The sequence below is a fragment of the Devosia sp. YIM 151766 genome (assembly GCF_030285925.1).
Taxonomy (GTDB): Bacteria; Pseudomonadota; Alphaproteobacteria; order Rhizobiales; family Devosiaceae; genus Devosia.
The window spans coordinates 998,637-1,017,001 of sequence record NZ_CP127251.1 but is presented as its reverse complement, the minus strand read 5'-3'; the positions used below and the strand labels follow the sequence as shown (position 1 = coordinate 1,017,001).

Here is an 18,365-nt window from a genome sequence, read left to right as displayed (position 1 = left end):
TTACCAGACAGTATGACAGCACCAATCTTATCCGGCAGCCCAAGGCTCCTGCGCAATCTCAACGAGAAGGCGGTGCTGGCGTGTTTGTTGTCGGAAGGCTCGCTCACCAGAATGGAGCTGGAGGCCTTTACCGGCCTCTCGAAGCCAGCAATGTCCGACCTGCTTCGACGTCTTGAAGGTGCTGAGTTGATCCGCAAGGACGGCGAAAAGGCAGGCGCCCACGGGCCAAAGGCAGGGCTTTGGGCTCTGCGCGGAGATGCGGGCTATGTTGCCGGCGTTGATGTCACCGCCCATGGCATCGACATTGCCATTACCGACATTTGTGGGAGTATCATCTCGAGCTATTTCGAGCCGCATGTGCCCGGTGAAAATTATGATGCCGGAGAGCGGATCAAGGCCGCGCTGCATGCTGTTGTCGCCGATGCCGCTATCGAGGTGTCGGATATAGGCCAGGTGGTCGTCGGGCTGCCCGGCATAGTGGACATTTTCACCGGCCACCTCAGTGCGGGCTGGCAGCTCCGAAACTGGGAGGGCTTTCATGTCGCGGACGCACTGGCTGATGCCCTCGGTCACCGCAATGTGCTGGTTGAAAACGATGTGAATCTCGTTGCCCTGGAAGAGCGCAACGTTGGCGCTGCCACGGGCGTAAACTCTTTCATTCTCGTCTGGATCGGCGAAGGCATCGGTGGTGCGATGATCCAGGGCGGCAAGCTGGTGCGCGGCTCAACGGGTAGCGCTGGTGAGCTTGCGGACGTCATCGTTCCAGTGCCTGCTTCAGGTGGCGGTTATTCCATCCTGCCGATTGGCACGATTTTCGATGAGCCACATCTTCTCGAGGCTGCCAAGGAATGTGGTGTATCCGTATCTTCTGCGAATGACCTGTTCGCCTTCCTCGCCACCGCTCAGGCGGACCATCCGTTGTGCCGCAGGCTTGGTGAGGCGCTGGCCTATATGCTGACCGGTCCGATCGGCATGGTCGATCCGCATATGGTCATTCTGGGTGGGCCGCTCGGCATCGTCGCTGGCAAACAACTCGCCGTCTCGGTGCTCCGCGTCCTTTCCGGCTTGCGGATCACCGTTCCACAAATCGTTTCTGCTCAGGTGCGCAGCCATGCCGCGCGCGCCGGCGCCATAGAACTCGCGCTCGAACATATTCGCGAACGCGTGTTCACGGGAGGCAGCGCCGCACGCGGCCTCCCGTGAGAGAGTAGGACTACTTTCGTTGAGCACCCTAATCCCGGAGCATCCATTATGAAGTTGGGACAAATAAGCAAGTCGGGCCGTCCCGCCCGACATACAGTTTCTCGCCGCAACCTCATGGCCCTTGCGCTGGCCAGTACAATTGCCTCGACTATCGGCCTCCCCGCTATTGCTCAGGAAGTGCCGGTCGAGAAGCTGGTGACAATCGTCGCTGAAAACGGACGCAGCTTTACGCGCACCTTCAACCCCTTCTCGCCCACCTCACGCTGGGTGGCGAAGCGGACGATCTACGAACCGCTGATGATCCAGAACTTTGCCACCGGCGAACTGGAGCCCTGGCTGGCCACCGATTATGCATGGTCAGACGACAATCTTTCGCTCGATGTCACGCTGCGCGACGGCGTTCTTTGGTCGGACGGCGAAGCCTTCTCAGCCGATGACGTTATCTTCACCTTCAACCTGATGCGCGACAATGCCGGTCTGATCGGCCCGGCTACCGGTGTGTTCTCCGACTATCTTGCCGGTGTTGAAGCCGTCGACGACAAAACAGTGCGCTTCACCTTCACCAAGCCATACAGCCCTGGTCTCTATACCCTTGTCGATCAGTTCATCGTGCCCGAACATGCCTGGTCCGATGTCGCTGATCCTGTCAGCTATGCTGACGAAGAGCCGGTGGGCACCGGTCCCTTTACGACAATTGCGGCATTCGGCAGCCAGCAGTATCAAGTGACGCAGAACCCGCATTATTGGCAGGAGCTGAACATCGAAGGCGTGAACGTGCCGGCGTTCAATGGCAATGATCACATCAGCGCCTCGGTTCTGTCAGGTCAGATCGATTGGGGTGGCCTGGTTCCTGACCCGGACATTACCTTTGTGCCTCTCGATCCCGAACATTTCGGCTATTGGTGGCCGCGGACGTCTGTCGTCTATCTCGAGCCTAACACCACCCTTGGCGCACTTGCCGATGTGAACGTGCGTAAGGCCATGAGCATGGCGCTCGACCGTCAGCGCATGATCAACACTGGCGTCTGGGGCAAATCGGTGCCGGCCAATGCGACCGGTCTGCCGCTGGGCCCGTACCAGAGCTGGGTCGACCAGTCCGTCGTCGACAATGGTACCTGGCTGGACTTGAACATCGAAGCATCCAATGCCCTGCTTGACGAGGCGGGATATCCCCTCGGCAGTGACGGCGTGCGCGTGGATGCCGAAGGCAAGCCGCTAGCTTTCGACATCATCGTTCCCAATGGCTGGAATGACTGGGTCTCCGCCTCGCAGATCGTCTCGGAAAACCTCCAGGAAATCGGCCTCAAGGTGACGCTGCGGACGCCGACCAGCGACAGCTGGACCAATTCCACCTTTACGGGCCAGTTCGAACTGTCGCTGGCGTCGGTGAAGGCGACGGCCACTCCGTTCGATTTCTACAAGAATAACATTACCACGCGCTCCGTGGCTCCAGTTGGTACGGCATCGGCGATCAACCAGCAGCGCTACGGCGATCCTGTAGCGGACGAGCTAATCGAGGCATTTGCGGCCAGCACGGACGAAGCAACCCAGAAGGAAAAACTGGTGGAACTCCAGGCCCTGTTCTCCGAGGCCGCTCCGCTCATTCCGCTCTACGAGCAGCCGGATTGGGGACTTTACAACACCCGACGCATCAGCGGTTTCCCCAACGAGGCAAACCCCTATGCGCCACTTACCCTACAGATGAACAATACACCGCTTCTGGTGTGGCCGCATCTGACCTACACCGCCGAGTAGTACTCGGCGTTCACCGGCTCCTGACTTCACTCCCAGGCCAGGAGCCGGCCCCGATTCAAATTCATCCAGGAATTGGCGAATGCATTTCATCCTGAAAAGGCTGGGATTTTACCTGCTCGCCGCCTTTGTGGCGGTATCGGTAAATTTCTTCATCCCGCGCCTGGCGCCGGGCGATCCGGCTTCGACCGTCATTTCGACATATTCCGGCACGCTTACCCCCGAAGCGCTAACGTCCCTGCGCGCCGCCTATGGGCTGTCCGACGCTCCCATGCACGAGCAATACCTGGCCTATCTAGGGAACATCCTGCGGGGTGACTTCGGCCTGTCTCTATCCCAGTTCCCGACCCCGGTGACCGACGTCGTCGCGATGGCGATCGGCTGGTCGCTTCTGCTCGGTCTGACCTCGGTGTCCATAGGCTTCATTATCGGCTGCACCTTGGGCGCTTTAGCCGCCTGGCGCCGTGGCGGCTTTATCGACCGCGTTGTGCCGCCCGTTCTGCTGTTCCTGGGCAGCTTCCCGTATTTCTTCCTTGCGCTCCTTCTCTTCTACCTGCTCTCGTTTCGTCTGGGCTGGTTTCCCATGGGGCGCGCCTATTCGACCATTAACCCGCCCGGTTTCACGCTCACCGGCATCGGCGATATTCTGCGTCATCTGGCGCTGCCCGTTTTCACTGTCGTGCTGGTCTCGCTCGGCTCCTGGACGCTCAATATGCGCAACGCCATGATTGGCGTATTGAGCGAGGACTATCTCACACTGGCCGAGGCCAAGGGGCTGACACCGCGCCGTGTCGCGCTTGCACACGCCGTGCGCACAGCACTGCTGCCCAATGTCACGATGCTGGGCGCGGCCATCGGTGGCGTATTTTCCGGGCAATTGTTGACGGAGATCGTCTTCTCATATCCCGGACTTGGTTTCCTTTTGCTGCAGGCCGTCGGCTCAGTGGACTACCCGCTTATGCAGGCCCTGTTCCTGATCATCACACTATCTGTGCTCACCGCGAACTTCCTTGTCGACACACTCTACGCGTTTCTCGATCCGCGCGTTCGTACCGGTCAGGAGGTTTGACTATGAAACGCTTCCACATGTTCTTCGACACGTTACGGCGCAACGGCTTGGGCAGCGTTCCCGTCATGCTGGGCAGCATAATCCTGGCTGTACTGGTCGGATCGTGCCTGTTGGCTCCGCTGATCGCGCCATATGATCCGCGTCGCGCCACGGGCGGCATCAACGAACCACCATCGCTTGCTCATCTGTTCGGCACAACCGGGCAAGGCCAGGATGTGCTGTCGCAATTTTTGTATGGTGGCCTCAATGCACTGACCGTGAGCTTTATCATCGCCATCCTCACCACGATCCTCGCCTTGATCGTGGCGCTTGCAAGCGCCTATTTCCGCGGCTGGGTGGATGACGTGCTGACCTTGGTCACCAATGTGTTCCTGGTCATTCCCGGCCTGCCTCTGGTCGTGGTGCTAGCAGCTTTCCTACCGCCGGGCTCGGTCACCATCGTCGCCGTACTGACCCTGACCGGATGGGCTTTCGGTGCGCGCTTGTTCCGCTCACAGGCCCTCAGTCTGCGGGAACGGGAGTTCATCGCTGCTGCCGAAGACGTTGGCGAAAGCCGTTGGCGCATCGTCATGATCGAACTCCTGCCCAATATGGGTTCGGTTGTCGCGGCGTACTTCGTCAACCAGGTGGTGTTCGCCATCACGGCACAGGCTTCGCTTGAGTTCCTCGGGTTGGGCGACGGCGGCCAGGTGACCTGGGGCACCATGCTCTATTGGGCGCAGAACTCTTCCGCATTGGTGCGAGGGGCCTGGTGGACCTTCGTGGTGCCCGGCATGGCCATAGCTCTCACCGCCTTCTCCTTGGCGTTGCTCAACAACGCCGTCGACGAGCTGGGCAATCCGCGCCTCAAGGCCGACCGGCAGCTGGCCAAAGTCGGCGCCCGCCGCAAGAGCGCATCCCTGATTACGCCGGTGCTGAAAAAATGACGACACCTGCTCTTGAGATCACTAATCTCGACATCGCCTATGCCGGTGACGACAGACTGATCCCTGCTGTCCGAAACGTATCCCTGTCGATAGCGCCCGGCGAGTTTGTCGGCCTGGCGGGGGAATCGGGCTGCGGAAAGTCGACGATTGCACAATCTATACTGCGCCTGCTCAAGGCGCCCGGCATCATAACCGGGGGCACCATCAAAATCGATGGCAGGGATATTCTCACCCTGTCCGATGATGAGGTGAGGGCCACAAGGTGGAACCTGGCTGCTATCGTTCTGCAAAACGCCCTGACCGCGCTCACCCCCGTCCACACCGTTGGCTGGCAGTTGCAGGAGGTTCTTGATCGCGCCGACAGGATGGGTGTCGAAAAGGTCAAGCCGACGCCCGCCGACTTGCTCACCATGGTGGGCATCGATCCATCCCGCATCATGTCCTTCCCGCACGAATTGTCCGGTGGCATGCGTCAGCGTGTCGTCATTGCCATGGCGCTCGCCCTCCGCCCGAAGCTGCTCATCCTCGATGAGCCGACCACCGCGCTCGATGTGATCGTCCAGCAGGAGATTTTTGAGACAATCAAGCGTCTGAAGGGCGAACTCGGCTTTGCCGTTCTCCTTATAACGCACGATCTGCCGCTGCTGCTGGACCTCTCCGACCGGATTGCCATCATGAAGGACGGCCAATTGGTGGAGCTGGCGGACGCCAGGCTCTTCCGCACCGAACAGCAGCATCCCTATTCGCGCCAGTTGATCGCCTCGACGCCAAGACTGGACCGGCTGGTTCCACGTCACGGCAACAGCTTGCCGACAGCGGAAGCAGCGCCCATTCTTTTCGCGCGCGGCCTCCGCAAGACATACCGAAACTTTCATGCCGTCGGCGGCATCGACTTCGACATGCGTTCCAACGAGATCGTGGCCGTGGTCGGCGAGTCCGGCTCCGGCAAATCGACTTTTGGTCGCATGATTAACGGCCTGATCCAGCCTTCCGGCGGCGAGCTTCTCGTGGCGGGAGCTAAACCCATCCCCCTCTCGATCAGGGGTTGGAAAGATCCGCGCCCAGCGCAAATGGTTTTTCAGGACGTCTATGGTTCGCTCAATCCCCTGCACACGATTGAGCACCATCTGCGCCGCAGTGTCATTCGCTCCGGGAAATTTCCGCGACATGAGACCGATAAAAGAGTTCACGCTCTCCTCGAGCTTGTGGGGCTCTTGCCCGTCGCCGACTATTTGAAGCGTCGGCCGCACGAATTGTCCGGCGGGCAACGCCAGCGTGTTGGCCTGGCCCGAGCACTGGCGTCGGAGCCGCAATTGCTGGTGGCCGATGAGCCCATCTCCATGCTGGACGTTTCCATCCGGCTCGACATCCTCAATCTGATTGCCCGCCTTCGTGATGAGAAGGGCGTCGCCATCCTCTACATCACCCATGACATCGTCAGTGCCGGCTACATCGCCGACCGCATCGTGGTGATGAATTCGGGGCGCATCGTCGAGCAGGGTCCAACGCGCGCGCTCATCGCCAACCCATCCCAAGACTATACCCGCAGGCTCCTCGCCGCCATTCCCGGCGGAGCCGATCTGCTCAGACCTGCGGACGAGGACCACCATGACCAAGTATAATATTCGCGTCGGCCTGGATGGCCGCAAATATCCTGGCACTGTTGAGCTGGGTGCCTTTGGACTGCTGGACAAGGCGAAAGAGACCGGCACCGATGGCGTGTTCTTCAGAACCGTGTTGGACATCGCCCCAACGCTCGATGCAGGGTTTCTGGGCGAAGTTGCCGCACACGCCAAGAGCCTTGGCCTCTATCTCGAAATGGGACTGGGCAAGGTCAATCCATACAACACCGCCGAAGCGCCCGAGGTCAGGGCCATTGGCGATGGTGACTACCTGTTGGGCATGACGCGGATGATCGAGGCTGTGACAGCGATCGGCTGCACGGCGCTCTGGGCGGACACCGCCAATTTTCAGCGTTTCGAATGGGGCCGCTTCGCCATCGACCGGTTCCGCACCGATGTCCCCTGGGAAGAGCAGTTGCTGGCGACGCAGCGTTTTATCGAGAAACTGCGCCCGGTGCTGACCGAGCGGGGCGCCGCTATTGCCTTGGAAACCCACGAAGAGATCACGACCTACGAAATCGTCCGCATGATCGAAGCCGCCGGTTCCGACATTCTCGGCGTCACGCTGGATCTCGCCAATGTCGTGGTGCGGGGTGAGGAGCCGATGGCCGCCACGCGTCGCGTTGCCCCCTATGTGCTCAAGACGCATATGCGCGACCTGGTGCTTTACCCCGGTCCTAACGGTTTACAGCGTCAGATACGGGCAATCGGCGACGGCTCGATAGACTGGCATGCCGTGCTGGGCGCCATTCGGGATGCCGGCGCGACGCCAAATATGACCATCGAAAATTCCTGGCACGACCGCAACGAAATAGCTCTCGACGACCCTCAGTGGCGCTTGGGACATCCCGATCTGAGCCTTGAGGAAGTCGATGCGCTTAAGGCGATGTCGGCGCGCTTTGCCGACGATGTCGCCAAGGGCCTCAAACCGGCACCTGATCACTATTACGGCTCGTCGGCACTTCCGACTCCCGAAAGCTTTATTCCGCGCAGCGCTGCGACGCTGCGGGACGTGGCCGCGGCACTTTCCCAAGCCGCCTGAAACTCACCAAAAGGAAACGAAAATGACCAAGCAACTCAAGGTTCTCGTGATTGAGGCGCACCCGGACGAAGCCGAAATGTATGCAGGCGGCACGGCAGCTCTGCTGGCCGATCGGGGCGCCGCCGTCAAATTCATGTCGCTTACCAATGGCGATGCCGGCCATCATGAAATGAGCCGCGAGGCGCTAAAACGCCGCCGCGCCCGCGAAGCCTTCAAGGCCGCCGACCTGCTCAGCGTTCTCGACTATGAAATCCTCGACAATCACGACGGCGAACTGTTTTCCGACCTGCCATTGCGAAAGGCCGTCTTGCGGGCAATCTGCCGCTGGCGCGCCGATATCGTTATCACCTTTCACGACGAATGCGAAGGGCACTTCGATAATCGAGTCGCGGCGCGAGTTGTGCGGGAAGCGGTGGATTTCTGCACCAATGACAACGTTGTCGACCTGGTGCCAGCCCTCACGCAGGCTCCGATCTGCCTGCGGATGACCGACTACGGTGCAATCCCCACGCATAAGCACGATATCGTGGTTGATGTGACAGACTCCATCGAGCGCAAGCTCCGGGCCTGTGCGGCGCATGCAACCCAGTTCCTCGAATTTTCTCCTTACGAGCGTGGCTTTCTGAACGAAGCGCCCAAGGAAGGTGACTGGGCCAGTGAGCGCCCCTTTGTTCTCAAGCATTGGCCGGAGTTCATGTATGCGGTCGACGGCATGAAACCTGCGCTTCAGGCCAAATATGGCCGGACCGCAGAATTTGCGGAAAGCTTTGACCTGGCGGGCTACGGCCGCGCGGTGTCGATCGAGGACGTCAACGCTCTCCTAGCTGTTTAGCAAAGTGAATTAGCGGCTCAAACCTGATTGCATCTTGGTATTTTTTGGAGCCGTCGCCACGCCTGCAAATTCAGGCGTGGCTGGCCATCTGCAAACGTGTAGCAGCATAGGGACTTGAAGCCATCGGACAGTCCGCCGAAGCTCTGCTTGAGCCCTCACGTCCGTGGCGGCTTTGTTGTGTTTCGGCATGCAAATTTGACCCCTTACCGGGGGTAATCGGCGTCCAATATTGACCCCCCATTTTGTGTTTTAGGCAGACTGTCCGTCCTTTGGTTTGGGATAGGCGGTTGGGGGATGAAGTGCGTGGATACGATTGCACGGGTTCGTCGGGCATATTTTGTGCAGGGCAAGTCCATCAAGCAGATTGAGCGGGAGTTGCATGTTGCGCGCAACACGGTGCGCAAGATCATCCGGTCGGGTGAGACGAGCTTTTCCTATGAGCGTGAGAAGCAGCCGCTGCCCCGGATCGGTCCGTGGCAGGGGGATCTGGATAAGCTATTGCTGGCCAATGAAGGGAAGGCTGCGCGTGAGCGGCTGACGCTGATCCGGGTGTTCGAGGAACTCACGGGACTGGGCTATTCGGGCAGCTACGATGCAGTTCGTCGCTATGCCCGGAACTGGGATCAGGATCGCTCCGCTACGGTTGCATCCGCCTTCGTGCCGCTGAGCTTTGCGCCGGGCGAGGCCTACCAGTTCGACTGGAGCCACGACGTGGTGCTGATCAACGGCACCACGGTGACGGTCAAGGTCGCCCATGTCCGGCTCTGCCATAGCCGGATGCTGTTCGTGCGGGCCTATCCACGCGAGACCCAGGAGATGGTGTTCGACGCTCATGATCGGGCCTTCGCCTTCTTCAAGGGCACCTGCACGCGCGGCATCTACGACAACATGAAGACGGCGGTCGATACGATCCTGGTGGGCAAGGATCGAGTCTACAATCGCCGGTTCCTGCAGATGTGCGGGCATTATCTGATCGACCCTGTGGCCTGCACACCCGCCTCAGGTTGGGAGAAGGGCCAGGTCGAGAACCAGGTCGGGCTGGTGCGGGAGCGCTTCTTCACGCCCCGCCTGCGCGTGAGCAGCTATGACGAGCTCAATGCCCTGCTGCTGGACAAGACCATTGCCTATGCCCGGGCGCATCGCCATCCCGAGTTCCGCGACCAGACCATCTGGGAAGCCTTCGAGGCAGAGCGCGGCAGTCTGGTGCCTTATGCCGGCCGGTTCGACGGCTTCCATGCGGTGACGGCCTCGGTCTCCAAGACCTGCCTGGTTCGGTTCGATAACAACAAGTACTCGGTGATGGCCAGTGCGGTGGGGCGACCGGTCGAGATCCGGGCCTATGCCGATCGGATCGAGCTGCGTCAGGACGGCAGGCCAGTGGGTGAACATCCCCGCATCTTCGGTCGCGACCAGACCGTCTATGACCCCTGGCATTACGTGCCGGTGCTGGCGCGCAAGCCCGGCGCCTGGCGCAATGGCGCGCCCTTCAAGGACTGGGTGCTGCCGGCCAGCATCGAGAAGATCCGGCGCCGGTTGGGCTCGGCAACCGATGGGGGCCGGCAGATGGTCACCATCCTGACCGCCGTGCTCAGCGATGGCTTGCCGGCGGTCGAGGCGGCCTGTGCCGAGGCGCTGCGTGAAGGGGTCTGCTCCGCCGATATCGTGCTCAACATCCTGGCCCGGCAGCGCGAACCCCGCAGCCCGGTCACCATCCTCAATACCCCACAGGCCCTCCGGCTCCGCGTCGAGCCCATGGCCGACTGTTCCCGCTACGACAGCCTGAGGAGGGCAATATGATGGAACGCTCCGAGATCCTGACCACCATGAACACGCTCAAGCTCTATGGCATGAAGAGCGCCTATGACGAGATCATCGCCACGGCGATCAAACGCGAGCATCAGCCCGCTCGCATCGTCTCGGACCTGCTCACCTCCGAGATCGCCGAGAAGCAGGCCCGCTCGATCAAGTACCAGATGACCATCGCCAAGCTGCCCCTGGCCAAGGACATCGACGACTTCACCTTCGAAGGCACTGGCATCAACGAGACCCTGGTGCGCGATCTGGCCGCCGGCAACTTCCTGGCCATGCAGCGTAACCTGGTGCTGGTCGGTGGTACCGGAACTGGCAAGACCCATCTGGCGATCGCCATTGCCCGGGCCTGCATCCGCAACGGCGCGCGAGGCCGCTTCTTCAACGTCGTCGATCTGGTCAACCGGCTCGAGGCAGAGACCCGCGCCGGTCGGCAGGGGCGCCTGGCCGACTATATGGGCCGCAAGGACGTCGTCGTGCTCGATGAACTGGGCTATCTGCCCTTCGCCCAGTCAGGAGGCCAGTTGCTGTTCCACCTGATCAGCCGCCTCTACGAGCAGACCTCGGTCATCGTCACCACCAACCTCACCTTCGGGGAATGGCCGTCCGTCTTCGGCGACGCCAAGATGACCACGGCGCTGCTCGACCGGCTCACCCATCACTGCGATATCGTCGAAACCGGCAACGACAGCTGGCGCTTCAAAAACCGTATCTGACATCCTGCCCCCGCGGGCCGGATAGCGCCGCAACCCTGACCAGCTCTGCCATCCGCCCCGCTCCACAGCCATCCAATAAGGGGGTCAATATTGGGCGCCGATAAGGGGTCAAAGTTCGGTGCCGATTGACACCCAGGCGCTAGCCCTTCAGGACTAAGAATAGTCCGCTGGCAATTGAGAAGACCAACACTGCAAGTCTCACTGCCCCACCATTGAGCCGGGCGTGGGCCAAACGCGACAAGGCGCTGCCGAAAAAGACTGCTGGCACGAGATATGCTGCGGCCAGCAACTGATCCGAGCGCACCTGGTCTGCGATTGCCAAAACCGCGAGCGAAATTATCTCACCGACCAAAAAGCAAACTGCGACCGTTGAGCGCAACACCGGGCCTGGCGCATGTTGATAGAGCAGTGCAAGCGGTGGCCCGCCAATTCCGGTTGCGGTTTCAGTAACGCCGGTGAAAAGGCCAACTCCCATGGAAGACGTTCGGGCCGGCGAAAATGGTGGCGCCACCAACGCAACGATAGCGGCCAGAACTGTGAATACACCGACCGCAATCTCAAGCTGACGTACCGTGATAGCCACAAGGACTGCCATGCCGATGAACGTGCCGACAAAGCGGCCAACAGTGATCCATTTTGCTCCTGAAAAGTCGATAGCCTCCCGTTCGCGCCACGCGACCAGAAAATTCAGCGGCAACATCAAAATGAGAAGCGTGACCGGCAGATATTGTGCGTCGACCAGCGCAAAAATCGGGGCCATGATCAAGGCGAAGCCGATACCAACGGAGCCCTGTACGAAAGCAGCGGCGGCGACCGCGATTGTCAGCAGAACAAAGACGAAAAATGACAAACGAGCCTGACCTGAACCGGCGAATTCGTTGGAGGCACTCGTTTGTCAGCAATCAGTGGCTACCGCAAGTCTGGGCGCCGACTTGATCTGTTGCCGGAGCCATTTGATATCTTTTGATTGTTTTTCAGTGGGGGAGCCATGCACGGAGCGGTTTCAACGAGAGTTGTAACCTCAGCCGAAGACGAAGCCGTAAACTTGGCGAATTTTGGTGCGTGCTTTCTGCTCGAAGCAAAAGCGTCAGATGGCCGGCTCTCCATTGTCGAGCACTGGGTCCCTCCCCGGACGCTGGCCGCACCGCTTCACCGCCACTCAAGGGAAGATGAATACAGTGTGGTTTTATCGGGCCGCATGGCGCAAAACTTGGTGACCTCGTAATTGAGGCCGGACCGGGCGATTTTGTTTTCAAGCCACCAAACGAATGGCATACGCTCTGGAACGTAGGCGATGATGAATGCCGGCTGCTCGAAATCATTTCTCCAGGTGGATTCGAAGCGACGTTTTGAGAGATTGCTTTGAAACCCGAGGCAATGACCGGCGAAGCGGCAGTGGGTGCAAAGTACGGCCTAGACGTCAATTGCGACAGCATTGAGCGCTTGTGCCAGCAATACGGGCTTCAGTTCGGCTAACGAGTTCCCGCCGGCAGGGCCTCATGGCGTTTTCCTATTAGCTGCCCGCGGCCTCCCGCGCTGCCGGCCATGACAAACCACAGCTTGAAGCGCAGGAGGCCAACTCCTGCCGGTCGGTTAACCACGACGATGGTTGATACCGTCGTCCCAATGTCGGTCGCCGCGAATAGGGCTCGGCCGGCCAGGTGTCGCCGGCTTGCCGATCAGCCAGGCAAGGCTCACCCCCGCCTAGCTATGGCTTGCGCCAGTTCGGGAAGCATTCCAGCGCACGTCACACTCATCGAAAAAATCTTGGAGCCGGCCGCGGGAGGCGGCAACAGATTGAAGTGTGTGCATTTTTGGTTATATTGAATACGCCGCACAAAAGGAGCGCTGCAATGTCTCGAACGACAACTATGACGGTCCGCATCAGTGGAGCGCTGAGCGATTTCGTTGCCGCCAATGTCAGTGAGAACGGATCTTACGAAAATATCAGCGAGTACGTCCGAGATCTAATCCGTCGCGACAAGGAGCGGGCAGAGTTGGAAGCGTTTGATCGGCTGAAGGGTGAACTGACACTCGCCTTCGCGGCGCCCGAGGCGTCCTACAAGCCGCTCACTGCGCCCGAGGTAATCGCGCGAAATCGGGCTTGATGGTTGCTGTGCGTGTTCAGGAGGCAGCCTCTCACCGTCTCGATGAGATCTACCGCTACACGCAGGAAAGATGGGGTACCGATCAGGCGGATCGGTACATCACCGGACTGTTCGATGCTTTCGGCAAGATCGAAACTCACAGCGTCATGTCGAAGCCCGTCCCCGCGGAGTTCGCTGTAGAGGGATATTTCTTCCAATACGAACGGCATTTTGTCTATTGGCGCCGTCTCTCGAACGAAGATATCGGCATCGTTACTATCCTCCACCAGCGCATGCACCAGATTGATCGATTCCGCGAGGAATTCGGCTTGTAATGGGCCGTCCTGCTTGCGAACCCCCAATAAATCCGCGTTTTCGCCTGTCTTTGACAGTCTTTGTGGCTGCGACCCTTGTTTGTGCGCTGGTCGGCTGAGAGATTCATCGGCGGGCTCTCACTCTTTCGACATCCGAGGCCGGTCGCATTTTTTAGACCAGAGAAGGTTGGATATCAGACCCCTCCCCTCCGTCACTTGTCCTCGTGAAAACTTTCTCCCGATCCGCCTCCGGCCGGATTTTCTCGTTGTTTTCGGGGGTTGTCGAGATGGGCCGAGCACTACTCCATCGTCAAAAGGCGCGAAAGCAGGCTCTCTAGGTCGATATTCTCTGGACCTGATGACTGGGCCATTTTAGTGAATAGCCGTGTAGGCCATTGAAATATAATGGTTCTTGACGGCGCATTTCCGATATTCGATCCCGGTCGCGTTCGGTTGCTGATGGAGCTGCAGAGTCGGGGCCGGTAGCGGAAAGGCAGCTATCGGGACAGCTTTGCAGAGAACCGGACGTGCAACGCGATGTCCCACAGAAAAGTACTGGTCGCATGCCGGACCGAAGGCTAGCGATCCCGATAAACGAGGCGCCCCGCTCGTCCCGAAATCGGCCCTGTAGCGGCAAAAGACATAGCGCCATTGACCATGACCCATTCGATACCGACTGACTGTGTCAGCGGGACTTCGTAGGTTGCTCTGTCAGCGATGGTGGAAGGCTGGAAGGCGACGATGTCCGCGAAGTAGCCGGGCCTGAGCTGCCCTCGCCGCGAAAGACCGAAAACCTCAGCGGTGAGTCCGGTCATCTTGTGGACAGCGGCTTCCAGCGTGAAAAGCCCTATTTCCCGGCAATAGTGACCGAGCACGCGCGGGAATGTGCCCCAAAGCCGGGGATGGGGATGCACATCATGCGGCAGGCCATCTGAACCGATCATAGACAGGGGTGACGCCAAAACGCGGCGGACATCGGCTTCGTCCATCTGGAAGTAAATCGCTCCGGCAGGCTGAAGGCGGACGGTCGCTTCGTGGATATCAACACCCCATTCTTTGGCGATGTCGACGATATAGCGCCCTGTCATCTCTGGATGCGGCTCCGACCAGGAGATCATGATCGGATAGGTGTCGGTCATCAGGTCGGCCCGCAGATTGGTGGAGCCGGCAGAATAAGGATAGACATCGAAATTGATTGGATGCCCTTGCGCCAAGGCGGCGATCTTGGGCAGTGTCTGCTTGGTGCGCCCCCAGTTCTCGACACCGGCGCATTTATGGTGCGAGATGATCAGGGGTGTTCCGGCGTTGCGGGCTGTGGCCACAGATTCGTCGATACTGTCGAGGACATTTTCGAACTCATTCCGCATATGGGTGGCATAGACACCCCCGTGCTCGGCAACATAGCGGCCTAGGCTGGCAACTTCCTCGGCGTCAGCACCAGCATTGGTGGGATAGAAAAGCCCGGTTGACCAGCCAACGGCGCCACTTTCCATGGCTTCGGAGAGCATAGCGCCCATCCGGGCGATTTCGTCGTCATTGGCCCTGCGGTTGATATCACTCATGACGGCCAGGCGCAGGGCGGAATGGCCCACCAGCGCCGCCACATTGACGGCCGGGCTGGCCCGGCCAACGGCGGCGGCGTAGGCCGCAAAGGTCGGGAACTGATAAGATCCCCTTCCCCCAAGGAGGTTCATAGGGGGCGGAGGTTCACCGGCAAACTGCACCGGCGCGAGCGAAATCCCGCAATTGCCGACGACGACGGTCGTCACTCCCTGGCTGATCTTGGGCAGCATGTCCGGAGCATCGAGCACGATGCGGTCGTCATGGGTATGGGCATCGATGAAGCCGGGAGCAAGCGCGGCGCCGGCGAGATCAAGCTCATTGGCGCCAGTTGCTGTAACCGTGCCGACGGGCCCGACTGAGGTGATGACATCGTCCGTTACGGCCACCTCACCCAGATAAGATGCGCCCCCACTGCCATCGATAATACGGGCATTGCGGAAGACCCAGCCGGGCTTTTGTTCCTGGGGAAAGGCCATTCAATCACTCGTGAGGTTTGATGGTTTTCATGAGGATGGTCGGGTCGGTCGATGGCGCCGGAATAGCGATGCCGATACTGGCGACGGTGTATCGGACGCGGCGCAGGGTCTCGCGCGCCTTGGCTCCGCGCGCCGCAGCAACCCCGGCAGCGATTGTGTCCAGCACCATCATGTGGGCGTAGCGCGACGGGGTCGGCGCAAGGACGTTTTCGTCTTCGGCGATGACGACGGGGATGAGAATATTGGCGCCTTCGGCCACCGGCATGTCCGGGCGAGAGAGCGCGATCGTGGTTGCCCCGAAGGAAGTGGCAATCTGCACAGCTTCGGCCACAGCTTTTGAGCGTCCGGAATTGGAGATCGCGATAACGACATCACCCTTGCCAAGCGTCGCCGCGGACATGCGCTGCTGGTGACCGTCGATGTAGGCGCTGACCGGCAGACCGATGCGGAAAAGACGCAGTTTGGCATCCTCGACCAGGCTCGCCGAACCACCGCCCTGTCCATAAATGTCTACGCGCTTTGCTTCAGATAACGCTGAAATGGCCCGCGCCACCGCATCGGTATTTAGGCCGTTGAGAACATCGCGCATTGCATTTATGGCGCGCGCCATGATCGATTGTGCAAGCTGGCCGGCATCGTCATCAAACCGACGGTCCGGCTGGAGATAGGCGGCAGCGACCGTCAGCGTTGTGGCCAGATTGATCTTGAAATCAGCAAAGGACGCGCAGCCGATGGATCGGCAGAACCGCGTCACTGTCGGCTGGCTGACATCGGCCGCCTTGGCCAGTTCGGCAATGGTCATGCGCGTCGTCGCCTCGAAGTCTACGCGCACCGCCTTGAGCACCTGCTGCTCGGCGGGAGACAACTCGCCTTCGACGCGCTGCATGCGCGACACAATGTCGATCACGTTCGATTGGACAGCGCTTTCCGGCCTGCTGGTCATGCGGCGGGGACCTCACTCACGATTGTGAAATTGAATTACAGCGTTTGCTGCTTTGTGCAAGGGCTTTTTATTCCGCCGTCCGGACCGGCCTTCTCAGCTCGCCGGCGCCTTCGGTCCTCCTACCTGCTTCTCCTTGTAAACTAGGATTTGCGCCGCTCCCTAACCCAGGCATACGACTAAAGTATTATTCGCACCCATCTGAAATTCTGTTTCAGTCTCTCAGGGAGGACGGACGCGCTGCCTGAGGGGGCCCGCGCCCGCTGCAAGACAGGTGGACTAAGGGAGGGCGCTGCATGAATGGTGCAGCCGGGGCGGTATCTGACGCCCATATTCCAGCCAAGATGAGGGTGGAGCAGGCGACAAAGGTCTACCAGACCCGGTCTGGTGGCGTGCATGCGCTGGACAATGTCTCGATCGACGTGCGCGAGGGCGAATTCCTCTGCCTGCTGGGGCCTTCCGGCTGTGGCAAGTCCACCCTGCTGTGGTCGATGGCGGGGCTGCACGGCCTGACCAGCGGGCAAATCCGCCTTGGCCCGGACGTTATCAACAAGCCGCACCCTGAGATAGCGATGATCTTTCAGGAAGCAAACCTGCTGCCCTGGCGCAATCTGGGCCGCAATATCGAGCTGCCCTTTGAAATCAAGAAGCAGCAGCCAAACCGCGAGCGCATCCAGAAGCTGCTCAAGCGCGTCGGCCTAGAGGGCTTCGAGAACAAATACCCACGCGAATTGTCCGGCGGCATGCAGCAGCGCGCTTCAATTGTGCGCAGCCTGGCCGTCGATCCGTCGGTCCTGCTCATGGACGAGCCCTTTGGGGCGCTCGATGCCTTTACCCGCGACGAGATGAACCTGCTGATCCAGGAAATTTGGATGGAGACTGGCAAGACCATCGTCTTCATTACCCATTCCATCACCGAGGCCGTGTTCCTGGCCGACCGGATCGTCGTCATGTCTGCCCGTCCTGGCCGTATCGCCAACATCGTCGATGTCGACCTACCGCGCCCGCGCCCGGTGAAACTCCAGACAACCCCCGACTTTTTGGAACGGGTCGAGGCCATCAAGGCCATGATCGACCACCGTCCGAACACTTGAGCCGGCAAGGAGATTTTCAATGAACGATGCCTTGCAAGACAAGATCCCAACCTTCGGAGGCAAGGGACAGAAGGCCGAAGTCGGTATTGGTGGCGGAGCCGATGCACTGATCGGCGGACCAGGCCGAAGCACCTTCGAAACTGCTATCATCGCGCTTGTCGCGATCGTCATCATTGGCGGCGCCGAACTCCTCATCAGGCTCTTTGAAGTGCCCCTTTATATCTTGCCGCCGCCTAGCGCCATTGGCGCGGCTCTGATCTCGGAATGGCCCTTCCTTTGGCCGCATCTGGTGACGACGATCTGCGAATTGCTGATCGGTTTCACCATCGGCGCTTCGGTCGGTTTTGTCCTGGCTGCGGTGATCACCCAGTTCCCCTTCGCGGAAAAGATCATCACGCCTTATATCCTGTTGCTGGTGACGACGCCCATGCTGGCCCTTGTGCCGCTGCTGGTGCTGCGCTTCGGTTTTGGCTGGGAGCCGCGCATCATCGCCGTTGCGCTGGCCTCTGGTCCGATGGTGATGATCAACTCGGCCACTGGCTTCCGGCGCGTGGACCTTGCCAAGATCGCGCTAGCCAAATCCTTCGGCGCTTCGACGCTGCAGATCTTCACCAAAATTCGCATTCCGATGGCCATGCCGATGATCATGGTGGGCATGATGATCGGCTCGATCTTCGGCCTGCTCACCACTGTCGGCGCCGAAATGGTCGGCGGCGCGGAGGGTCTTGGCAACCGCCTTAATTACTATTCGTCGATGATCCGCATGCCGCAATTCTTCGCGGTGATCGTCCTGCTCGCGACCATCGGCATCAGCATCTACGTCATCTTTTTCCAGATCGGAAAAAAGTGGACCAGCTGGGAATCCTAGTGATGCCAGCCTGCCGTCCAGCCCCTGGCATGGCGTCAACCGGACATATGGG

Annotated in this window: 17 protein-coding genes; 14 read left to right on the top strand and 3 right to left on the bottom strand. The window is 59.9% G+C overall.

Annotated elements, in window-relative coordinates:
- Window positions 1-12 precede the first annotated feature (12 nt).
- From O9Z70_RS04850 to istB, 9 genes are all read left to right on the top strand, one after another.
- The gene (locus tag O9Z70_RS04850) at window positions 13-1,203 is read left to right on the top strand and encodes an ROK family transcriptional regulator (RefSeq protein WP_286021364.1); all 1,191 of its coding nucleotides are present in this window, start codon (window positions 13-15) and stop codon (window positions 1,201-1,203) included.
- Window positions 1,204-1,251: 48 nt separating this feature from the next.
- On the top strand, window positions 1,252-2,958 hold the full coding sequence (locus tag O9Z70_RS04845; protein ID WP_286021363.1) for an ABC transporter substrate-binding protein: 1,707 nt from the start codon (window positions 1,252-1,254) through the stop codon (window positions 2,956-2,958).
- Window positions 2,959-3,037: 79 nt separating this feature from the next.
- The gene (locus tag O9Z70_RS04840; protein WP_286021362.1) at window positions 3,038-4,024 is read left to right on the top strand and encodes an ABC transporter permease; all 987 of its coding nucleotides are present in this window, start codon (window positions 3,038-3,040) and stop codon (window positions 4,022-4,024) included.
- Window positions 4,025-4,026: 2 nt separating this feature from the next.
- On the top strand, window positions 4,027-4,950 hold the full coding sequence (locus O9Z70_RS04835) for an ABC transporter permease (protein WP_286021361.1): 924 nt from the start codon (window positions 4,027-4,029) through the stop codon (window positions 4,948-4,950).
- Entirely contained in the window at window positions 4,947-6,572 is a 1,626-nt protein-coding gene (locus O9Z70_RS04830) for an ABC transporter ATP-binding protein (RefSeq protein WP_286021360.1), read from the top strand. The genes O9Z70_RS04835 and O9Z70_RS04830 overlap by 4 nt, the downstream gene beginning before the upstream one ends.
- Entirely contained in the window at window positions 6,559-7,614 is a 1,056-nt protein-coding gene (locus tag O9Z70_RS04825; protein WP_286021359.1) for a sugar phosphate isomerase/epimerase family protein, read from the top strand. Before O9Z70_RS04830 ends, O9Z70_RS04825 begins: the two co-directional genes overlap by 14 nt.
- Window positions 7,615-7,636: 22 nt before the next feature.
- Entirely contained in the window at window positions 7,637-8,446 is an 810-nt protein-coding gene (locus O9Z70_RS04820; RefSeq protein WP_286021358.1) for a PIG-L deacetylase family protein, read from the top strand.
- Window positions 8,447-8,740: 294 nt separating this feature from the next.
- Window positions 8,741-10,243, top strand: a complete 1,503-nt coding sequence (istA, locus tag O9Z70_RS04815; RefSeq protein WP_286018323.1) for an IS21 family transposase — start codon at window positions 8,741-8,743, stop codon at window positions 10,241-10,243.
- Window positions 10,243-10,971: an IS21-like element helper ATPase IstB gene (gene istB / locus O9Z70_RS04810; RefSeq protein ID WP_286021956.1), complete on the top strand. Its 729-nt coding sequence runs from the start codon at window positions 10,243-10,245 to the stop codon at window positions 10,969-10,971. Before istA ends, istB begins: the two co-directional genes overlap by 1 nt.
- Window positions 10,972-11,110: 139 nt before the next feature.
- Here the strand turns inward: istB and O9Z70_RS04805 are convergent, their stop codons facing one another.
- Entirely contained in the window at window positions 11,111-11,821 is a 711-nt protein-coding gene (locus tag O9Z70_RS04805) for a sulfite exporter TauE/SafE family protein (protein ID WP_286021357.1), read from the bottom strand.
- A gap of 323 nt (window positions 11,822-12,144) precedes the next feature.
- Here O9Z70_RS04805 and O9Z70_RS16255 point away from each other — a divergent pair, with 323 nt between their 5' ends.
- From O9Z70_RS16255 to O9Z70_RS04795, 3 genes are all read left to right on the top strand, one after another.
- Window positions 12,145-12,324: a cupin domain-containing protein gene (locus O9Z70_RS16255; RefSeq protein ID WP_353057826.1), complete on the top strand. Its 180-nt coding sequence runs from the start codon at window positions 12,145-12,147 to the stop codon at window positions 12,322-12,324.
- A gap of 518 nt (window positions 12,325-12,842) precedes the next feature.
- A complete protein-coding gene (locus tag O9Z70_RS04800; RefSeq protein WP_286021356.1) occupies window positions 12,843-13,079 on the top strand; it encodes a ribbon-helix-helix domain-containing protein in 237 nt (78 codons plus the stop codon).
- Entirely contained in the window at window positions 13,079-13,393 is a 315-nt protein-coding gene (locus tag O9Z70_RS04795; protein WP_286021955.1) for a type II toxin-antitoxin system RelE/ParE family toxin, read from the top strand. Before O9Z70_RS04800 ends, O9Z70_RS04795 begins: the two co-directional genes overlap by 1 nt.
- A gap of 557 nt (window positions 13,394-13,950) precedes the next feature.
- Here O9Z70_RS04795 and O9Z70_RS04790 read toward each other — a convergent pair.
- Window positions 13,951-15,411, bottom strand: coding sequence for an N-acyl-D-amino-acid deacylase family protein (locus O9Z70_RS04790; protein WP_286021355.1), 1,461 nt, complete (start codon window positions 15,409-15,411; stop codon window positions 13,951-13,953).
- A 4-nt stretch (window positions 15,412-15,415) separates the two neighbouring features.
- Window positions 15,416-16,297 (bottom strand): MurR/RpiR family transcriptional regulator, encoded by an 882-nt coding sequence (locus O9Z70_RS04785; RefSeq protein ID WP_286021354.1) that lies wholly within the window; start codon window positions 16,295-16,297, stop codon window positions 15,416-15,418.
- Between the two features lie 350 nt (window positions 16,298-16,647).
- On the opposite strand from O9Z70_RS04785, the gene O9Z70_RS04780 reads away from it, so the two are divergent.
- Window positions 16,648-17,445, top strand: a complete 798-nt coding sequence (locus O9Z70_RS04780; protein WP_286021353.1) for an ABC transporter ATP-binding protein — start codon at window positions 16,648-16,650, stop codon at window positions 17,443-17,445.
- A 19-nt stretch (window positions 17,446-17,464) separates the two neighbouring features.
- Window positions 17,465-18,313, top strand: coding sequence for an ABC transporter permease (locus O9Z70_RS04775; RefSeq protein WP_286021352.1), 849 nt, complete (start codon window positions 17,465-17,467; stop codon window positions 18,311-18,313).
- Window positions 18,314-18,365 lie beyond the last annotated feature (52 nt).